We start from the raw sequence: 20,144 nt of genomic DNA on the forward strand, positions 1-20,144 counted from the left end.
CGGGCCCGGTCGTCTTGCGTCATGGACGGCATCCAGATGCATAGCCGGCGGATAGAAAAGTGCATGAGGAATGACGAATTTCCGCAGATAAATTAACTACTTACCACACCTGTTGAAGGAGGATTCTAGCTATTCGCTTGGCATACCTTTTTTGATCTGGGACACATTTTGGAAAAAAATATAAAAATCTTAATTTTTCCAGAAAAATGTCCTAGCTCAAACAAAGTGAAGAAATTGTCGAATATCTTTTGACCCATAACGCATAACAGTCGCGCTCGCCGCGACCATCCAAACAAAGGGGTCATACCATGAAAGTTTTGTCCGTATTTGGCACACGTCCTGAAGCCATCAAGATGGCGCCTTTGGTCAAGGCCTTGCAAAGGGCCCCGGATATGGAGTCGGTGGTATGCGTCACCGGCCAGCATCAGGAAATGTTGATGCAAGTGCTGGACTTCTTTTCCATCCAGCCCGATCACCACTTATCGTTGATGGCGCCGAACCAGGAGCTCAATGGCCTGGCGGCGCGGATGCTCAATTCGCTCGATTCGGTCGTCCAGTTCGTGCAGCCCGACCGCGTCCTCGTACACGGGGACACGACCACAGCGATGGTCGCTGCCCTGGTCGCCTTTCATCGAAAAATTCCCGTTGGCCATGTCGAAGCGGGCCTGCGCAGCGGCGACATCGGCCAGCCCTGGCCGGAGGAGGCGAATCGCCGCGCAGTCGACATCATGGCCCACCAGTTGTTCGCGCCGACCGAATCGGCACGCGCCAACCTCATCGCGGAGCGGCTCGGCGGCCAGATTCACGTGACGGGCAATACGGTGATCGACGCCTTGCGGATCACCGACGACACCTTGCGCGCCAACAAAATGCTGTGCGCCGAGATCGACGCCCGTCTGCCCACTGTCCACCCCGACAAGAAACTCGTGCTGGTGACCGGGCACCGCCGCGAAAACTTCGGTGCGGGTTTCGCGAACATCTGCGCCGCACTGCGGACCCTGGCGTCCTTCGACGACATCCACGTCGTCTATCCGGTCCACCTCAATCCGAACGTCCAGGGACCGGTGCGCGAGACGCTCGGCGCCTGCCGCAATGTGGATCTGATCGCACCGCTCGATTACGTCAGCTTCGTCCGCCTGATGCAGCGCGCCGACTGCATCCTGACCGATTCCGGCGGCATCCAGGAAGAAGCACCTTATCTGGGCAAGCCGGTACTGGTCATGCGCGAAGTCACCGAGCGGCCCGAGGCGCTGGCGGTCGGCGCGGTGCAGCTGGTCGGCACCGATCCGGGGCGTATCGTCGACGGGGTCCGCGCAGTGCTGGATGAGCGGTCGACCTGGCGCTGCAGTTCTCCCCACCTGTATGGCGATGGCTTTGCGGCCGAGCGCATCGTCACCGCGCTGAGGGGACGGCCCGCCGCCACGTTTGGAGAGCAGGCGGCGCGGACCATGGAGCCGGTGCCGGTCTAGCGGCAACGATTGCACGGACGGCTGGCGGGAGAAACCAATGGATGCACTTGAATGGATGGCGGGACTGCTGATCGTGACCAAGGTACTGATGGGCACGGTCGGCATCATTTTTCTAATCAGCGGCCTGGACGACCTGTTTGTCGACCTTGTATTCGTGGTCCGCTCTGTCTATCGCAAATACGGGGTCGAGAAGCGCTATCCGCGCCTGACCGAGAGACAGCTGTTTGCCAAGGCCGAGCAGCGGGTGGCGGTGATGATACCGGCATGGGACGAGGCGGCGGTGATTCGCCCCATGCTCGAAAATACGCTGCGCAGCATCCAATACAGGAATTTCACGATCTTCGTGGGCACCTATCGCAATGACCTCGCCACCCAGGCCGAAGTCGACGCCGTCTGTGCACGCCATCCCGAGGTCGTGAAAGTCGTCACGCCGCATGATGGCCCCACCAACAAGGCCGATTGCCTGAACTGCATTTTCCACCACATCCGGCAGCACGAGCAGCAAACCTCGCTGCCGTACGCGATCTATGTGATGCAGGACTGCGAAGATGTGATCCATCCGCTGTGCTACAAGCTCTTCAATTACCTGATTCCGCGCAAGGACATGGTGCAATTGCCTGTCGAGTCCCTGGAGTTGCGATGGAAAAAGTTCACGGGCGGGCACTACCTCGACGAATTTGCACAGTCGCACTACAAGGACATGATCGTCCGGGAAGCGCTCGGCGCCAGTATTCCGGCGGCGGGCGTCGGCGCCGCGTTCAGCCGCCGCGCGCTGGACAAGATATGCGTGGCACGCGACGGCGAATTGTTCAGCATCGACTCCCTGACCGAGGATTATGAATTCGGCTTCCGGCTGGGTGAACTGAAGCTGAAACAGGTCTTCGTGCGCTTTACGGTACAGAAAGCAGTTACGCGGAAGAATTTCTGGACCCGCAAGCCGGAACAGGTCATGCGGCCCGATACCGTCGGTGTGCGGGAGTTTTTTCCCGACAAGTTCAAGTTCTCGGTGCGGCAGAAATCGCGCTGGGTGGTCGGCATCACCTTGCAGGGCTGGCGCAACCTGGGCTGGACCGGCAACCTGGCCACCCGATACATGCTGTTTCGCGATCGCAAGGCAATCCTGACCAACCTGGCAAATCTGCTCGGTTACCTGATGGTGCTGCTGATCGGTGCCGTGTACAGCCTGGAATGGTTGCAGCCGGATGCTTACAGCTATCCCTCCCTGATCGAGGCCGATTCCATCTTGTGGAAGATTTTGTACGTCAACGGCTTGCTCTTCATCGTGCGGGTAGGGATGCGGGCATATTGCGTGCTCCGCATCTATGGGGCATGCCAGGCCTTGCTGTCCGTGCCACGCATGATCTGGGGAAATCTCATCAATTTTCTCGCGACCGTCAGGGCGGTGAACCAATATCTCCAGTTCCTCAAGACCGGCAAGTTCATCAAATGGGACAAGACTACCCACGTTTATCCAAAGGCGGAGGAACTTGTCGGCTACCGCAGGAAGATCGGCGACCTGCTCGTCGATTCCGAAGCCATCACCGCGGACCAGTTGCACCATGCACTGGTGCTTCAGTCGAGTCAGCCGAAAAGGCTGGGCGAGATACTCCAGGAACTGGGCTGGCTGCAGCCTGCCATGCTCAGCGATGCACTTCTCCGGCAGTGACCGCAAGGATGCCATGAAAAAGACACACAACGCGATAACACATTTCCACCATTCTGCGCATTGCCGGCGCTCCTGGCACGGCTTCGCCGGCGGGCTGATGCTGTTGTTGTCGCTTCCCGGCGGCGCCGCCATCGCGGCGGAGCAAACCGAGCAAACGGAGCGAAACTGGCTCCAGGAGCAAGTCGACAAGTTTCGTTCCTATCCACACCTGCACCGTGCTTATGCGCACGTGAAGCAGAACCGGTTTGCGGAGGCCGAAAAGGAACTCCTCACCTATCTGGAGATCGAGCCGACCGATATCGATGCACGGCTCAGTCTGCTTGCGGTGCTGCATCAGTTGCGCAAGTTCAGTGCCGTCCAGTACCAGGCGACGCGTACGCTCGTGCTCGATCCCGGCAACGCCACTGCCTTGCTGTACCAGGGCCTGGCGGCACAGGCCCAGGGCAGGAAGCAGCTCGCACTCGGCCTGTTCAGGCAGGTTTATTCGAATGCCAGGGCGCCACAGGAAGCGCGCGAGCTGGCGGCCAACAGCGCCTATGCCCTGGCCTTCGAACTGAAGCGCTACAACGAAGCCCTCGAGGCCTTGCGTGCATCGCCGGCCGCCGGCAAGGCATTTGCATTTCAAATGCGCAAGGGCGCAGCCCTGGCCGCCTTGAAGCGGCATGCGGAGGCAAAGGCCTTGTACGAATCGGCGCTGCGTGTCGCCGGCACAAACAGGGAACGCGCGAGCGCGGCGTCCGCGCTTGGTCTGCTGGCGCAAGGCAGGGGGGATCTCGATGGGGCGCTCTCGTATGGCAACGCCGTGCTTGCCGCCGAACCGGATAACCTCGCATGGCTGCGCATCACCGCCGACATCCATTTCGGACGCAAGGAATACCCCCTCGCGGAGCGGCTCGCGCGGAAAGTGCTGGCGCTGACGAACGAATCACGCGACCGGCTCTACCTGGCAAATGTGCTGTATGCCGAGCAGAAGCTTGACGACGCGGCCGCGGAGTACGCGGCCGTTGCCGCGCAGGCGGGCGACAAATCGCTGGCTGAGCGCGCCAACGTCTCGCTCGGGTACACCGAGCAGGCGCGCCAACGGCCGGACGCCGCCCGCCAGGCCTTCGAAAAGGCCTATGCCCTGAACCGCCAGTCGGAAGCCGGCACGGCGCTTGCCGTCATGCGCAGCCAGTCTGCCGTTCCGCTCAACGCGCAGCCGGCGCCGGGAGCGGGCCTGCCGGTTCTGCTGCGGCATTACCGCCAGCACCCGAGCGCGTATGGCGCGGCGACGCTGGGTTACCGCTACGCCCAGGCAGGCGACACGGCGGCCGCCGCAAGCTATTTTGCCGAGGCATTGAAACGCAAGGACGAGGTGCGCTGGCGGTTGGCACTGGCCGACCAGCTGGCCCGTTCCGGCCGTTACGAGGCTGCGGCCGACGCCCTGCAGCCGCTCAAGCCTGCCAACGACGCGCAGCGGCGCGAACTGGCCGAACTCTACCGGCACATCGGCAGGCTGGAAAAGAGCATTGCATATCGCGAACAGCTGGCCGCGCCGAACAACAATGACCGCCTGCAGCTTGCCGAGGACTATGTCGCGCTGAAGAGGCCGGCCAACGCCCTGGCCCAGCTCGACGCGGTGGAGCGGGCCGGCGGCGCAGGCGTTCCGGCACTGCGCGCAATCGGATACCTGCATACCCAGCTGGGCGACGACGTGCGTGCAAAGGCGGCGTTCCGGCGCGCCCTGGCGGCCGGCGACGACCAGGTCCAGACGAGGAAGGCGCTGGCCTATCTGCTCGACAAGGGCGATGAGCGGCAGGCTGCGCTGGAGGAGCACCTGACTGTCCTGCAACGCGAACCGGGTCCGGACAATGAGCTGGCAGTCGCGCGTGCCTACGCCAGGCTCGGCCAGAACGAACGTGCGCTGACGCATTACCAGTCGGCCATGAACGCCAGCGGTGAAGGCAATGCCGAGCGGATGGCCAGGGTAAACGCGGAAATCGGCAATGTCTACGAGGCCAACAAGGACTACGGCGCCGCCTATGTCTACTGGCAGAAGGCCGCAAGCCTGGCCGATTCGCCGGAACTGGAGATGCAGCTGGCCTACGCCGAGGAGGTGCTGGGCAAACCCGAACAGGCGCAGGCGCGCCTGAGCAAGCTGTCGTTCGACGGCATGAACTCGGCGGGCAGGCTCGCCGCGCTGGACCAGTTCGCCCGGCTCAACCGTGCCATGGGCGATATCCAGGTTGCCGCCCAATATACCGATATGGCGCTGGCAATCGAGCCAAGCGCCGACCGCTACTATCAACGGGCGCTCGACTCCTTGCGGCTTCGGCAGACAGAAGCAGGCCGTGCCAATCTGGAAAAAGCGATGGCGCTGGCGCCCGCCAATCCGGAATATGCATTGCAGCTCGCCTACCTCCACAAACAGGCGGGCGGCGCTGCCGAAGCCATTCCCCTGTTTGAAAAGGCACTGGAGCTCGACCCCGAGCGTACCGGCGTGTATGCCGACCTCGCGTACGCCAACGCAGAAACGGGGCGCAATCAGCAAGCCATTGCCTGGTTCCACAAAGCCATCGACGACAGGATCGCGACAACGGGCGCGGAGCAGGGCAGCGACGCGCGCCTCTACGGGATGCGCCAGCAAGTGCGGGCGATGACCCAGGGCTACCGCTTCAACGTCTACCAGAGTTATCGTCCGGGTGCGAGCAGTGCCACCAGTACCACCGTTCCCGGATTCGTGTCCGGCGGCGTCATCCCATCGCAGGGCGGCGCCGAGTTCCTGTATCAGCCCGAGAATATCGGCTACAACAATGGCCGGGTCCTGCGCTTCTTCGGCCGCGCATTGTGGTCGAATCATCCGGCGTCGCTGCGTATCGATTCGCACACGGTGCAGGGCGGCGCGGGTATCGAATACAAACCCCTGGGCGACGCCAATCTCTATCTGAGCGTGGAAAAGTTGTTCCCGATCGGGAGCCAGGCCCAGAGCAATGTGCTGCTGCGCACGAGCTGGGGCTACAGCGACGGCTACGACATGCGTCCCGACCGCGACGCATGGAACCAGACCATCCTGTATGCCGACGCCGGCTACCTGGTCCAGCACGAGAAAACCCGTTCCTTGTATATCGAAGGGCGCCAGGGATGGGTGAAAAAAATTGGCAATGCAATGATGCTCACGCCGCACGTCACGGTCGCGGCGCGCGGACAGCGTCCGGATCCGTTCAAGGTGTCCTATGTCGAGGCGGGGGCCGGCGTATCCCTGAAATACCTGTTCAACGAGACGCGCTACGCGGCACCGCGTTCGAGCATCGAGTTGCTTGTTCAATACCGCAAGCAGGTGGCTGGATCGCAACACCATGGAGGGTGGGTGTTCAGTGCGGCCGGGCAATTCTGAGCCCGGCATGCGCACCGTGATCGCTTCGCTGTGCTGGCTGATCGTCATGTCGAGCTGCGCTGCACGCGACCGTCATGTCGATGACAAGGCGCTCAAGGAGGGGGGAGGCTGCCGCCAGGGCAGCTATATCCAGCTGCTCGATCAGCATGTGCATTGGAGCAACTCGGAGTGGACGACCCTGTTCGAACAGCTCGCTCAATTGCAGGTCGACCACCTCGTCGTGCAGTGGAGCGCCATCGACCAGCATCCGTTCTATCGGGCGGTTCCGGTGCCCGCGGCACCGGACATGCCGCTCGAATCCATCCTGCGCATGGCCGACGCCGGCGGCATGCGTGTCTCGGTAGGACTGTCGCACGACCTTGCGTATTGGACACGCATCGACCGAAACGACCGCCGCGCCTATCTTGTCGAGCGCTTGCGCATCAACCGGCAAACGGCGACCGAATTGCGGCCGATTCTCCTGGCGCATCCATCGTTTGCGGGATGGTATATCAGCGAAGAGATCGACGATATCAACTGGGCCGATCCGAAAGACAAGGCGGCACTTTTCAATTACTTGCAGGAATTAAGTAGCCATTTGCGCAAGCTCATGCCCGAGGTCCATATTGGCGTTTCCGGATTCGTCAATCGGCGTACGGCGCCCGATACGCTGCGTGATTTCTGGATAGAGCTTTTTGCAAGAGCGCCTGCTATTGATCAATTATATTTCCAGGATGGAATCGGTGTCGATAAGCTGAGCCTGGCCGAGCTCCCGCGTTATTACGACGTCCTGCGCGATGCCAGTATGGCTGCCGGGCGGCAACTTATTCCGGTCGTGGAAGCGTTCCGCCAAACGGCCGGCGCCCCTGTTTCGAAAGGAGAATTCAAGGCCCAGCCCACCACGCTGCGACGGCTGGCAGAACAAATTAACATTGCCAATTCGTACGCAAGCCGCCATGTGGTGTTCGGCGCGCCCGAATACATGACCCCGGGTAGCGGCGCACAGGCAGCTCAGCTGTATCAGGAAATGCGGGGCGCGCTGAAGACGGCCGGGAAGCGCTGCAAGATTACTAACAGCAAGTAATGGTTAGATAACGTAGGAAAATAAATCCCAAAGTAAATCATTTCTGACGGAACTAATGAAGCTGGGAAAGACTCTAAGGCGTTCTTTTTCGAACCTGGAGTCCAGATGTCTTTCTCGCTTCACCTTTTCAAGTCGCGCTTCCTCGTCGCTGCCATCCCGGCTGCCGCTCTCCTGGGTTGCGGCGGCGCAAACGATGGCACGAACAGCTCTGCTTCCGCTGCTACCGCATCCACCGCCACCAACGTGCCGGCCGTTTCCGGCAACGCCGCCCCGGCTGGCACAGCCATCCCCGACGCGACCGCGGCAGTGGTGGTGTCGTCGTCGACCCGCCCGCAGCTTCCGATGCCGAACCAGATGGTCGGGGTCACCATCGATGGCACCAATAATATTGCCGACACCGTGACAGCGCTCAAGAGCCTGAGCAAGGTGCCTACCACCCGTATCGTGTTCGATGAGTTCGTGCCTGCCTCGTCCTATCGCGACGCGACCGTCAAGGTCCGCAACGTCAGCTACGTCATGGGCGAACTGCTTGACTCGTTCTACGTCAAGCAGTATTCGGTGCAGCAATACCTCGACCGAACCAAGGAATACCTGAGCGTGCTGGGTGACGTCGTCGACATCTGGGAAGTCGGCAATGAGATCAACGGCGAATGGCTGGGCAATAATGCCGACGTCGTTGCCAAAATGACCGGCGCCTATGACATCGTGAAAGCGCAGGGCAAGACAACGGAACTGACCCTGTATTACAACAAGGATTGCTGGTCGCGCTCGAGCAATGAAATGTTTACCTGGGCTAACAACAATATCCCGGCGCGGATGAAGCAGGGCCTCGATTACGTCCTGATCAGCTATTACGAAGACGACTGCAACGGCTTGCAGCCGGATTGGCCGACCGTCTTCCGTCAACTGCACAACATGTTCCCGAACTCGAAAATCGGCTTCGGCGAAGTGGGTACGACCAACACCGCCAAAAAGGCGGAGTACGTCAACCGCTACTACACGAAGAACATTACCGAGCCTGGTTACGTGGGCGGCTACTTCTGGTGGTACTTCCGCCAGGACATGGCGCCGATGACCAAGACGCTGTGGGGTACCCTGAACACGGCGATCGGCAAGATGCCGGCCTTCACGCAGCTGGGCACGACGACAGCGCCGGCACCGACGACCACCGCGCCGGCACCGACGACGACCGCACCGGCACCGACGACCACCGCACCGGCCCCGACGCCGACCGCACCGGCACCGACGACGACTGAACCGACCGTCACGACCGTCCCGACCACCTCGACGGCCTGGTCGACCGCCTACACCGGCTATGGCAGCGTGACCTACAGCGCGACGACCGGTATCGTCCTGTCGCCCAAGGCACCTACCCAGCCGAGCGAAACGCATGCCGCGCTGACCCTGGCGGCCCTGCCGAAGATGCGCAATTTCCGCGCGTCGATGACGGTGAACACCGAGCAGCAGCTGCGTCTCAATTCGGCGCCGAATGCCTGGGAAGTGTTCTGGCTCTTCTTCAACTATAACGCCACCACCGGCGGGAAAAATACCAACTACTTCATCCTGAAGCCGAACGGAGTCGAACTCGGAACCGCGACCGGGAGCGTTGGCCAGAACTTCCTGCAAACCGGCCCGGCACCTGCGGCGGCGATCGGCGTCAACAACAAGCTCGAGATCGAGAAGGTGGGGACGCGGGTCCGCATCTGGGTCAACGGCGTCCTCGCGGTCGACCAGGCCGGCGGCGTCCTCGACGTCGATGGGTCCATCGGTCTGTACAGTGAAGATGCACGGGCTCGTATTACGAACGTGCAGGTAACGAAGCTGCCGTAAGGGGGCATCCGGGACCCGGCATACGCCGGGTCTTTTTTTACTTATGGATGTGGTAATAAAAACAACAAATTGTATTTACTTTAACTCGACTTGCTGATACCGTTTATGAGTTCGCTTGCAACGTCGACGCCAGCTCATGCAGGGCCAACAGAGGAGAGTCGAATGATTCAAATCGGCATCGTGGAGCCTCATGAAATCATGCGCAAGGGGCTGGCAAGGCTGATTGAAGAGTATGGCGGCATGCGCGTTGTCGCCGAGGCCAGCAATATTACCGACCTGGCCGCAAAGCTGGACGGCATTCAGATCGACGTGCTGGTGCTGGAGCCCCTGGTGGCCTGGGGCCTCAACCTGGCGTCTGTCCGCTCCGTCAAGAATAAACTCGGCAACCTCAAAATCCTGGTTTTTTCGGATTCCACTGGAGAAGACCAGGTGCAGTCCGCCCTACGTGCGGGCGTCATCGGCTTTGTCTCCAAGCGGGGAAAGCTGAGTGAATTGATCCAGGGCATACAAAACCTCGCGCGCGGCGAGCCCTTCCTGTGTGCGGAAGTGACAGCCAAGTTAACTCACTGCATTATCAATACCTTTTCCAAATATCCGCACGAGCTTCTCAGCAGCCGCGAACTGCAGATTCTTTTATTATTGGTTAATGGCAAATCGATAGCAGATGTTGCGAATGAACTTCATTTAAGCGTGAAGACGGTCAGCACGCACAAGATGAGGCTCATGCAAAAGATGGAACTGGATTCGTTTTCGAAGTTGGTGCAGTACGCTGCCGCCCATGGCTTGATCTCAAACGACGGGAAGGTAATGGGTTGATCGCATATTCCTTTCGCGTATGCCGAATTAAATTACGGAATCAAATTCATTGCAAATGAGAACTATTTTATTTTACGCAATATCTGTGCAGAGGCCTGTTCGATTCAGTGCAAATAATTAATTTGAAATATGCCGCCAAGCTGTTCGATGTTAATATTTATTAACTTTATTGTGTGGCAATCATGAGGTTAATTGACGACACATCGCGATGTGAGGGCAAATGGAATTGACATGGAACAGTGTTGCGATAATAATTACTAAGCGAGCACGAGAGACGATAAAAGAAGCTCAGCACTTTGCAGCAAGCACTAAATGATTTTTTAACGAAATTCGTATTCCGTCCTGAAAGAGCTGGTATTTTTATTGCTAGCTGGACTCGTTAATAAAAAAACGGCATGGTAATCCGCCATAGCGTTTAGCGTCTGGCCGCCCGATGTCCCGGAAGTGCAACGGTTGCGTTGGCAACCGGAGCATGCTGCCCTGCGCCCTGCGTTATGCGGATTACATAAAAAATATCGACTGGGGAAACGCATGCGGCACTCATCGCACACTTCATTGCCGGGCCCTCGGCATGCCTACAGTTCGGTTATCGTGCGAAACGCCGATCCGGGCTTGTTCAGGCGTTATTCGGAGCGCCAGGTGCTTCGGTCGCCTTGCCAACATCCCGGAAAACTGCAGGTTCTGCTTTCGGGATACGCGAAAATATCGGCGGTCAGTGAAACCGGCCAGGAAGACATCCTGGGTTTTGCCATGCCTGGAGACATTCTCGGTCTGGATGCGCTGACAACGCACACGATTCCTTCCGAAATCATCTTCCTCACCGAGGCCATGGCGGGGGAATTGACGCTGGAAGACGCCATTGGCCTGGAAGGCAGTGTGGGAGGACTTGGCGAGGGCGTCGGCAACCTCATCAGCCGGGAACTGTTGCGAACCCAGTGGCGCAACCGGTTTGTCCGAAACGCCTCCGTCAAGACGCGGGTCGCCCAGTTCTTGCTGGAGCTCGGCAGGCGCTTCGACGAGATCGATCTTCCTTCCCACAAATACCGATTGTTCATGCCACGCGAGGACATCGCCATTTTTCTTGGAATGACTCAGTGCACGCTGAGCCGAACCTTGCATGTATTGTGCAAGAGCGGGCTGATCGATATCGATGGGAGCAGGTGGATCGAAATCCTGGATCCAATCGGGTTGAACCACGTCTAGCCGGACCAGCAAAGCGAGCGTGCGAGCGGATCGCTCACGCTCATTCGGGGATTCGGTTCCATTGAGGTACAAGCTGGCTCACAGGCGTATCCCGAAATGGAAGCGGATGCCGAGAAAGCGTTGATCGAACTGGCCCAGTCCGGCGACGAACTGGCATACGATTCGCTGTTCACGCTTTACCGCCCGCGGGTCTATCGGATCGTTCAATATATCCTGCGAGACGATGCCGAGGCCGAAGACGTCGTGCAGGACATTTTCCTGAAATTGTTCAAGGCACTGGGAAGCTTCCGCCACGAATCCTCGTTTTTTACCTGGATCTATAAAGTCGCGGTCAATGCGGCGCGCTCGCGCCTGTCCTCCAGGGCGCGGGAGGCGCATCTTCTCGCCGATTCCGGCAGTCAGGTGCTCGAAGAATCGTATTCGTCGGAAGCCGACCAGCCGGAATTCGTGCATCAGCGCGCCGAGCAGGTCCGCATGCTGGACCTGGCCATTACAAGCCTGCAGCCCAACCTGCGCGAGGCATTCCTGCTGCGCGAAGTCGACGGACTCAGCTACGCAGAAATTGCCGATCTAATGCATTGTCCGGTGGGAACGGTCAGGAGCCGGATTTCGCGGGCAAAGTCGTTTCTGGCCGAGCGCATCGCCGCCCCCGAAGCGAACGGCGGCTGACTGTGGCGCGGGCAGCCTCACGCTGGCAATTCCGGCAATGCCGTGCTTACCATGCATGCCGTTCAGCGCCATATGGCGGCCATGCGGCACCGACCTTGTCAGTGGCCGTACCTTACTTGAACGTCTCGACTCAACGCGCTGGCAGCACCATTCCCGCAACTTCGCCGAAGCCAATGCGCGGCAGCCCGGTGCGTCCCGTCCAGCCGCGCATCACGATGCGGTCGCCGTCCTCCAGGAACACGCGCTGCTCGCCGTTCGGCAGCGTCAACGCCTGCTTGCCCCCGGCGCTCAGTTCCAGCAGCGAACCCGCTTCCGCCGCATCCGGCCCCGACTGCGTACCCGAGCCGAGCAAATCTCCCGCCTGCAGCGCGCAGCCGTTGACGGTATGGTGCGCCACCAGCTGGGCGACGCTCCAGTACGAATGGCGGAAATTCGATTGCGAGATGCGCGCCGGCGGCACACCGTCGCGGCGCATGGTCTCGGTCTCGATCAGCACTTCCAGCTCGATGTCGAAGCCGCCCCTGGTGCGCAGCGCCGGGTAGTCGAGATAGGGCAGCGGCTGCGGATCGGCCGCGTCGCGCTGCCAGGCGGCGCGGTAGGGCGCCAGCGCTTCGATGGTGACGATCCAGGGCGCGATCGTGGTCGCGAAGTTCTTCGACAGGAAAGGGCCGAGCGGCTGGTATTCCCAGGCCTGGATGTCGCGCGCCGACCAGTCGTTCAGCAGGCACAGGCCGAACACGTGCTCTTCGGCCTGGCCCGCCTCGATCGCCTCGCCCTGGACATTGCCCCTGCCGACAAAAATGCCCACTTCCAGTTCGTAGTCGAGGCGCTTGCAAGGCCCGAATTGCGGCTCGTTCCCGGAGCCGGAGCGGGTCTGCCCGATCGGGCGGCGGAAGTCCTGGCCGGAGACGCCGATGGTCGAGGCGCGCCCGTGATAACCGATCGGCACCCATTTGTAGTTGGGCAGCAGTGGTTCATCGGGCCGGAACAGCTTGCCGACCGAGGTCGCATGGTGGATCGAGGTATAGAAATCGGTGTAGTCGCCGATCCGTGCCGGCACGCCGTACTCGGCCTCGGCCTGCGAGACCAGCACCGCGGGCCGCGCCGGCGCGCCGCTGCGCAGGAAGCGCGACAGCGCCAGGCGCAGCGCCGACCAGGCCGGCGGGCCGGCCGCCATCAGGGCGTTCAGGCTGCTCTGCGCACCGAGCGCCAGCGCCGTACGGGCCGCGCCGTCGAATGCATCGCCCAATGCCGCCAGGTCGACGACCTGGTCGCCGATCGCGACGCCACCGCGGAACGGTTCACTGCTGCCGAGCCGGCGGAACACGCAGAAGGGCAGGTTCTGGATCGGGAAGTCCGAGGTCCCGCTGTTGGCGGATTCAACCCAGCTGGTGAGCGCGGAGTCGTGGGTTTCGTTCAGTCGTGCGCTCATGGCTGGTTCTCGTTGAAGTGTTTATGGAAGCCGTGCCAGCACTGGTAGTAGTCCGGCTGCAGCTGGGAGGATGACAGCGCGTGCGCGGTCGGGCAGATCGGGTCGCGCGTCTCGAACATGAAGGCCATGGTCGCGTCGACTTTATGGGGCACGCTGGTGTCGGCGCTGCTGGCCTTGTCGAAGGTCGGCGCATCCGGGCCGTGGCCGCTCATGCAGTTGTGCAGGCTGGCGCCGCCGGGACGGAAGCCTTCCGATTTGGCGTCGTACTGTCCCGCGATCAGGCCCATGAATTCGCTGGCCACGTTGCGGTGGAACCAGGGCGGACGGAAGGTGTCTTCGGCGGCCAGCCAGCGCGGCGGGAAGATCACGAAGTCGAGCGTGTCCACGCCCGGCGTGTCGGAGGGCGCTTGCAGCACCAGGAAGATCGACGGGTCCGGATGGTCGTAGCTGATCGAGCCGATGGTGTTGAAATGGCGCAGGTCGTATTTATAAGGTGCGTAGTTGCCGTGCCAGGCGACGACGTCGAGCGGCGAGTGGCCGATCTTCGCGCTCCACAGGTTGCCTCCGAATTTGGCGACGAGTTCGAAGTCGCCCTCGCGGTCTTCGTACGATGCGCACGGCGTGAGGAAGTCGCGCGGATTGGCCAGACCGTTCGAGCCGATCGGGCCCATGTCCGGCAGGCGCAACAGGGCGCCGAAGTTCTCGCAGACATAGCCGCGCGCTGCGCCGTCCGGCAAGCGGATCTGGAAACGAATCCCGCGCGGGATGACGGCGATTTCCTGCGGTTCGATGTCGAGCGTGCCCAGCTCCGTCGCGATCGACAGCCGGCCCTGCTGCGGCACGATCAGCAGCTCGCCGTCGGCGTCATAGAAAAAACGGTCCGTCATCGAACGGTTGGCCGCGTACAGGTGGATCGCGCAGCCGCTTTGCGCCAGCGGCGAGCCGTTGCCGGCCATTGTCACGAGGCCGTCGATGAAGTCGGCCGGCTCGGTCGGCAGCGGCAATGGGTCCCAGCGCAGCTGGTTCGGCGGCGCCGCGACCTCGTCGAAGCAGCTGACGATGCGGCCGTTACCGATCTGGCGGAAGGGCTGGTGCATGGCGGCCGGCCGGATGCGGTACAGCCAGGAACGGCGGTTGTGGGCACGCGGCGCAGTGAAGGCGGTGCCGGACACCTGCTCGGCATACAGGCCGTAGGGGACGCGCTGGGGCGAGTTCCGGTGCGCGGGCAGGGCGCCTGGCAGGGCCTCGGTGGCGAATTCGTTACCGAAGCCGGACTGGTAGCCGGGATGGGCCAAATTGGTGGTCACGCTTGTCTCCTGAAAGGGCGGTTTCGGGACAATGTAGTGCAGCCGTCCCACTTTTGCGATATAAATAGAAAAATTCCAGGTATTTATAACGTAAATAGAGGTGGCGATGGACCTGCGCGAACTGGACCTGAACCTGCTGCTCGTCTTCCACGAAGTCTTCCGCGAACGCCAGATCTCGAACGCCGCCAGGCGCCTGAGGGTGACCCAGTCCGCCGTCAGCAACGCCCTGGCGCGCCTGCGCCGCAGTACCGGCGACGAGCTGTTCGTGCGCACCGCGGAGGGCATGCAGCCGACGCCCTATGCGCAGCAGCTGGCGGAGCCCGTTGCGGCCGCGCTGGCCCAGCTCGAGCAGGCTTTACAACCCCAGCAAGCCTTCGACCCAGGCCATAGCCGCCGCCGCTTCACGATCGCCATGACCGATGTCGGCGAACTGTATTTCATGCCGCAGCTGGCCGCCGCCTGCGCCCGCCTCGCGCCCGGCGTCGATATCGCCTCGAAGCGCGCCGGCCAGCTCGACCTGCGCGCGGAGCTCGAAGCGGGGAGGGTGGATCTGGCGATCGGCGCCTTCGAGGATGCCCCCGCCGTGCTGTATCAGCGCCGGCTGTTCAGGCAGGGCCACGTGTGCATGTTCCGGCGCGGCCATCCGCTGGGAGAAAAAGAGCTGACGCCAGAGCGCCTGGGCGCAGTACGGCACCTGGTGGTGACGGCAATGGAAAGTCCCTACGACAGGATCAACGAGGCGCTGGAAAAGGCGGGCATCGCGCCGGGCAGCGCGACCAGCGTGCCGCATTTCGCGGCCGTCCCCTATATCCTCTCCAGCACCGACCTGGTGGCGACGGTGCCGCACAAGCTGGCCGAACGCGCCAGCGCACCCTTCGACCTGCAGTACGTGGCCTCGCCGCTGGCCCTGGCGCCGCTGCAGACCAACGTCTTCTGGCACCGCCGCTACAACCAGGACGAGGGAAACCGCTGGCTGCGCGCCCTGGTGGTGGAGCTGTTCGCCGAGTAGGGCGAGCTTATTTGCGCGGCGTGCTGCGGCGCGTACGGTGCTTGCGGCGCGCCGTGGTGCGGTGCGCCGGCTTGTGCGCCGTCTTCGTTTCGCCGGCCTGGGCGCGCTGCTTGTTGACGATGCGTGCCGCGACTTCGTCCTCGCGGCCCTTGTAGCGCTTTTCCTTCTTGAATTTGCGTTCGAGCTTCTTGGCTTCGCGCTCGCGGCGCGGACTGGCTCCCCTTGGCATGGCATTTCCTCCTGTATCTCATCGGTGTGCTGACGATCTTACTGAAGAAGTCGCGGCAGGGACGCACGCTTCCGTCGGCTCATTCGACGTCCGTATCGAAGGTCTCCTTCACCAGCTTGCGCAGCCACATATTTGCCGCGTCGTGCTGGAAGCGCGGATGCCAGAACTGGCGGATGCCGAAGGGGGGCACGCGGACCGGCGTCTCGACCATGCGGATGCTTTTATAGGTCGCGAACTTCGTCGCCAGCTCGCGCGGCACGGTGGCGATCAGGTCCGGGTTCTGCTCGATGATCATCGGCACCGTCAGGAAGTGCGGCGTGGTCAGATACACGCGGCGCGACCCGTTGCCTTGCGCATTGCCCTCGTCGATCACGGCATCATAGGCGTCCTCGATCCGCCCCGACAGCGAAACAAGGATGTGCTCCATCGCGAAGAACTGGTCGCGCGAGAGTACCTCACCGATCGTACGGTTACTGCGGTTGACGATGGTGACGAAGGAGCGCGCGAACAGCTGCTGCTGGAACAGCCCCTCGGGCACCGAATGGAGGGACCCCAGCGCGAGGTCCGCTTCGCCGCTCTCCAGCACCGCCTGGATCTGGTGCATCGGCACCTGCAGCGTGCGCAGCGTGCAGCCGGGCGCCGCGCGGCGCAGCTGGGCGATGAGGCGCGGCAGGAAGATCAACTCTCCCATGTCGGTGAGACAAAGGCCGAAGCTGCGGCGCGCGCTGGCCGCGTCGAAGCCCTCGCGCACCAGCAGCTCGCCGCGCACCGTCGCCAGCACACTCGACACCGGCGCCAGCAGCTCCAGGGCGCGCGGCGTCGGCTGCATGCCGCTGCCCGTCTTCAGGAACAGCGGATCGCCGAAGAAGCTGCGCAAGCGCTTCAGGGCGTGGCTGACCGCGCTCTGCGACATGTCCAGCTCTTCGGCCGCACGGCTGACGTTGCGTACCCGGATCAGGGTGTCGAAGACCGGCAGCAGGTTCAGGTCCAGATGACTGGTCAAACCCGCGTTATGTATGGAATTCATACGCGCTATCGATGAACGATGATTGTCAGATAGTACGCCAGCTCGTATCGTCTGCCTATCGACATCGCATTCCAAAAACCGAGGAGACCATCGTGGCAGAGAAAAAATTCGCATCCCAGGCCGACCTGGAAGAGAAGAAGACCAGCTTCATCAAGCTGTCCGACAATGCCTATGCCTACACCGCCGAGGGCGACCCGAACTCGGGCGTGATCATCGGCGACGACAGCGTGATGGTGATCGACACCACTGCGACCCCGCTGATGGCGCAGTCGCTCATCAGGCATATCCGCAGCGTGACCGACCTGCCGATCAAGTACGTCGTGCTGTCGCACTACCATGCCGTGCGCGTGCTGGGCGCCTCGGCCTACTTTGAAGAAGGCGCCGAGCAGATCATCGCCTCGAAGGGCACGTATGAACTGATCGTCGAGCGCGGCGAGCAGGACATGAAGTCCGAGATCGAGCGCTTCCCGCGCCTGTTCGCCGGTGTCGAATCGGTGCCGGGCCTGTCCTGGCCGACCATGGTCTTCGACAAGGAAATGACCATCTTCATGGGCAAGCTCGAAGTCAGGCTCGCCCACATCGGCATGGGGCACACCAAGGGCGACACCATCGCCTGGATCCCGTCGCAGAAGATCTGCTTCTCGGGCGACCTGGTCGAATACGGCGCGGCCGCCTACACCGGCGACGCCCAGCTCGAAGAATGGCCGGCGACCCTGGAAGCGCTGCGCGCGCTCGGCGCCGAGAAACTCGTTCCCGGCCGCGGCGAAGCGCTGGTGACGCCGCAGCAGGTCAACGAAGGCATCGACTACACCAGGGACTTCGTCACCACGCTGCTCTCCAGCGCGAAAGAGGCCGTGGCCCGGAGCATGTCGCTGAAGGAAGCGATGGCCCATGTGCGCAGCAAGATGGACCCGAAGTTCAGCCAGGTCTTCATCTACGAGCACTGCCTGCCCTTCGACGTGACGCGCGCCTACGACGAGGCCAAGGGCATCAAGCATCCGCGCATCTGGACCGCGGAACGGGACCAGGAAATGTGGCATTCGCTGCAGGCCTGAGCAGGCCATCCACGCTTCCGGACCGATCATGGACATCGACTACCAGGGCTGCGAATTCGCGTACACGCCGGGCAGCGGGCGTCAAGGAGGCCGCCATCCAGTCGCCGTGGTCGGCGCCGGGCCGGTGGGCCTGGCCACCGCCATCGACCTGGCGCAAAGCGGCGTGCCGGTCGTGCTGCTCGACGACGACAACAAACTGTCGAGCGGTTCGCGCGCCATCTGCTTTTCCAAGCGCACCCTCGAGGTGTTCGACCGCCTCGGCTGCGGCCAGCGCATGGCCGATAAAGGCGTCAGCTGGCACGTCGGCCGCATCTTCCACCGCGACCAGGAGGTCTACAGCTTCGACCTGCTGCCCGAGGAAGGCCACCAGCGTCCGGCCTTCGTGAACCTGCAGCAGTACTATGTCGAGGGCTACCTGCACGAACGCGCGCAGGAACTGCCGAACCTCGACCTGCGCTGGCGTTCGCGCGTCAGCGGCCTGGTCCAGCATCAGGACCATGTGGCGCTGACGGTCGACACCCCGGAAGGCGAGTACCTGCTGGAGGCCGCCTACGTGGTCGCCGCCGACGGCGGCAAGAGCACGGTGCGCAGCCTGATGGGCCTGGAGAGCCATGGCCGCAGCTTCCGCGACCGCTTCCTGATCGCGGACGTGAAGATGACGGCCGACTTCCCGGCCGAGCGCTGGTTCTGGTTCGACCCGCCATTTCACCGCGGCCAGTCGGTGCTGCTGCACCGCCAGCCGGACAATATCTGGCGCATCGACTTCCAGCTCGGCTGGGACGCCGATCCGGTGGCGGAAAAGGCGCCCGAGCGCGTCATCCCGCGCATCGAGGCGCTGCTGGGAAAGGACGCCCGGTTCGAACTCGAATGGGTCAGCATCTACACCTTCTGCTGCCTGCGCATGGACGAATTCCGCCACGGCCGCGTGTTGTTCGCCGGCGACGCGGCGCACGGCGTCTCGCCCTTCGGCGCACGCGGCGCCAACAGCGGCGTGCAGGATGCCGACAACCTGGCCTGGAAACTGCGCCTCGTCGTCGAAGGCAAGGCCCCGGACACGCTGCTCGACAGCTATGCCCGTGAACGCGAATACGCGGCCGACGAGAACATCCTGAACTCGACCCGCTCGACCGACTTCATCACCCCGAAGAGCGAAGCGAGCCGGCTGTTCCGGGACGCCGTGCTGCAACTGGCGAAAGACCAGCCCTTCGCCCGCAAGCTGGTCAACAGCGGGCGCCTGTCGACGCCGTCGACCTACATCGATTCGGCGCTCAACACGCCCGACCTCGACGGCTTCGCCAAAGGCTTGCGTCCCGGCGCGGCGGCGGCGGACGCACCGCTCATGTACCAGGGCCAGCCCGACTGGCTGCTGCGCCACACGGGCGGCAGCTTCACCGGCATCTACTTTGCCGGCGGCCTGCGCGATGCCGAGGTGTTCGCGCAGGCCGAGGCACTCGCGAACGAAGCCATCGCCCTGCGCACCCTGGTCGTCGCACCAATGGGGCAGGGCGGTGCCGGCATGTTCGAAGACAGCGCAGGCCTGTTCGCGGCGCGCTACGACGCCACGCCCGGCAGCTTTTATCTGCTCCGTCCCGACCAGCACGTGTGTGCGCGCTGGCGCAGTTTCAACCCGCAGGCGGTGCGCGCCGCCGTCGCCCGCGCCAGCGGCAACACGGCCGCAGCGCGCTGCGCCGGACAAGCCGCCTTCCAGATGGAGCACGCATGAACGCCCGATTGAATGTCGAACCGAACCTGCCCGAACCCGACACCTTCTACGAGATGCTGGTCGATACCCACCAGGATTTGACTGACGAGCAAAGCAGGATGCTCAACGCCCAGCTGGTCCTGCTGCTGTCGAACCATATCGGGGACATCGACGTATTGCGCGAAGCCTGCGCGATTGCGCGCGCCAACGCGGCGCAGGCCTAGCCGCGCGCCACGGACCGGCGGGCCGGAGGTAAGCTCATTGGTTCAAATGAACCCATGCCCACCGGGCGAG

Annotated in this window: 16 protein-coding genes; 12 read left to right on the plus strand and 4 right to left on the minus strand. The window is 62.4% G+C overall.

Annotated features, from left to right (window positions below; all coding sequences use genetic code 11):
* Positions 1 to 308: 308 nt before the first annotated feature.
* From wecB to ACI48I_RS07005, 8 genes are all read left to right on the plus strand, one after another.
* Positions 309 to 1,469, plus strand: coding sequence for a non-hydrolyzing UDP-N-acetylglucosamine 2-epimerase (gene wecB, locus ACI48I_RS06970; protein WP_498573715.1), 1,161 nt, complete (start codon positions 309 to 311; stop codon positions 1,467 to 1,469).
* A gap of 37 nt (positions 1,470 to 1,506) precedes the next feature.
* Positions 1,507 to 3,135, plus strand: a complete 1,629-nt coding sequence (locus ACI48I_RS06975) for a glycosyl transferase family protein (protein ID WP_498573716.1) — start codon at positions 1,507 to 1,509, stop codon at positions 3,133 to 3,135.
* 13 nt (positions 3,136 to 3,148) lie between these two features.
* The gene (locus ACI48I_RS06980; RefSeq protein WP_498573717.1) at positions 3,149 to 6,508 is read left to right on the plus strand and encodes an NfrA family protein; all 3,360 of its coding nucleotides are present in this window, start codon (positions 3,149 to 3,151) and stop codon (positions 6,506 to 6,508) included.
* A gap of 7 nt (positions 6,509 to 6,515) precedes the next feature.
* Positions 6,516 to 7,571, plus strand: a complete 1,056-nt coding sequence (locus ACI48I_RS06985) for a DUF4434 domain-containing protein (protein WP_498573718.1) — start codon at positions 6,516 to 6,518, stop codon at positions 7,569 to 7,571.
* 105 nt (positions 7,572 to 7,676) lie between these two features.
* Positions 7,677 to 9,401 carry a LamG domain-containing protein gene (locus ACI48I_RS06990; RefSeq protein ID WP_498573719.1) on the plus strand — a complete coding sequence of 575 codons (1,725 nt, stop codon included), beginning with the start codon at positions 7,677 to 7,679 and terminating at the stop codon, positions 9,399 to 9,401.
* 162 nt (positions 9,402 to 9,563) lie between these two features.
* Complete coding sequence (locus ACI48I_RS06995; protein ID WP_498573720.1) at positions 9,564 to 10,217, plus strand: response regulator transcription factor; 654 nt, start codon at positions 9,564 to 9,566, stop codon at positions 10,215 to 10,217.
* A 591-nt stretch (positions 10,218 to 10,808) separates the two neighbouring features.
* Complete coding sequence (locus ACI48I_RS07000) at positions 10,809 to 11,420, plus strand: Crp/Fnr family transcriptional regulator (protein ID WP_193685199.1); 612 nt, start codon at positions 10,809 to 10,811, stop codon at positions 11,418 to 11,420.
* Positions 11,421 to 11,516: 96 nt separating this feature from the next.
* The gene (locus ACI48I_RS07005; RefSeq protein ID WP_193685200.1) at positions 11,517 to 12,089 is read left to right on the plus strand and encodes an RNA polymerase sigma factor; all 573 of its coding nucleotides are present in this window, start codon (positions 11,517 to 11,519) and stop codon (positions 12,087 to 12,089) included.
* A 130-nt stretch (positions 12,090 to 12,219) separates the two neighbouring features.
* Here the strand turns inward: ACI48I_RS07005 and fahA are convergent, their stop codons facing one another.
* Both fahA and hmgA read right to left on the minus strand, forming a co-directional pair.
* Positions 12,220 to 13,521, minus strand: a complete 1,302-nt coding sequence (gene fahA / locus ACI48I_RS07010) for a fumarylacetoacetase (protein ID WP_498573721.1) — start codon at positions 13,519 to 13,521, stop codon at positions 12,220 to 12,222.
* Positions 13,518 to 14,828, minus strand: coding sequence for a homogentisate 1,2-dioxygenase (hmgA, locus tag ACI48I_RS07015; RefSeq protein WP_498573722.1), 1,311 nt, complete (start codon positions 14,826 to 14,828; stop codon positions 13,518 to 13,520). The genes fahA and hmgA overlap by 4 nt, the downstream gene beginning before the upstream one ends.
* A 106-nt stretch (positions 14,829 to 14,934) precedes the next feature.
* Here hmgA and ACI48I_RS07020 point away from each other — a divergent pair, with 106 nt between their 5' ends.
* Positions 14,935 to 15,837 (plus strand): LysR family transcriptional regulator, encoded by a 903-nt coding sequence (locus tag ACI48I_RS07020; protein ID WP_193685203.1) that lies wholly within the window; start codon positions 14,935 to 14,937, stop codon positions 15,835 to 15,837.
* A 7-nt stretch (positions 15,838 to 15,844) separates the two neighbouring features.
* Here ACI48I_RS07020 and ACI48I_RS07025 read toward each other — a convergent pair whose 3' ends face one another.
* Positions 15,845 to 16,066 carry a hypothetical protein gene (locus tag ACI48I_RS07025; protein WP_193685204.1) on the minus strand — a complete coding sequence of 74 codons (222 nt, stop codon included), beginning with the start codon at positions 16,064 to 16,066 and terminating at the stop codon, positions 15,845 to 15,847.
* Positions 16,067 to 16,145: 79 nt separating this feature from the next.
* On the minus strand, positions 16,146 to 17,093 hold the full coding sequence (locus ACI48I_RS07030; protein ID WP_193685205.1) for a LysR family transcriptional regulator: 948 nt from the start codon (positions 17,091 to 17,093) through the stop codon (positions 16,146 to 16,148).
* A 92-nt stretch (positions 17,094 to 17,185) separates the two neighbouring features.
* On the opposite strand from ACI48I_RS07030, the gene ACI48I_RS07035 reads away from it, so the two are divergent.
* The 3 genes from ACI48I_RS07035 to ACI48I_RS07045 are packed head-to-tail and all read left to right on the plus strand — an operon-like array spanning position 17,186 to position 20,074.
* The gene (locus tag ACI48I_RS07035; protein ID WP_193685206.1) at positions 17,186 to 18,148 is read left to right on the plus strand and encodes an MBL fold metallo-hydrolase; all 963 of its coding nucleotides are present in this window, start codon (positions 17,186 to 17,188) and stop codon (positions 18,146 to 18,148) included.
* A gap of 28 nt (positions 18,149 to 18,176) precedes the next feature.
* Positions 18,177 to 19,871, plus strand: a complete 1,695-nt coding sequence (locus tag ACI48I_RS07040; RefSeq protein WP_193685207.1) for an FAD-dependent oxidoreductase — start codon at positions 18,177 to 18,179, stop codon at positions 19,869 to 19,871.
* Positions 19,868 to 20,074, plus strand: a complete 207-nt coding sequence (locus ACI48I_RS07045; protein WP_193685208.1) for a DUF2783 domain-containing protein — start codon at positions 19,868 to 19,870, stop codon at positions 20,072 to 20,074. The genes ACI48I_RS07040 and ACI48I_RS07045 overlap by 4 nt, the downstream gene beginning before the upstream one ends.
* The last annotated feature ends 70 nt before the right edge of the window (positions 20,075 to 20,144 follow it).

Source organism: Massilia sp. LXY-5, assembly GCF_059801075.1.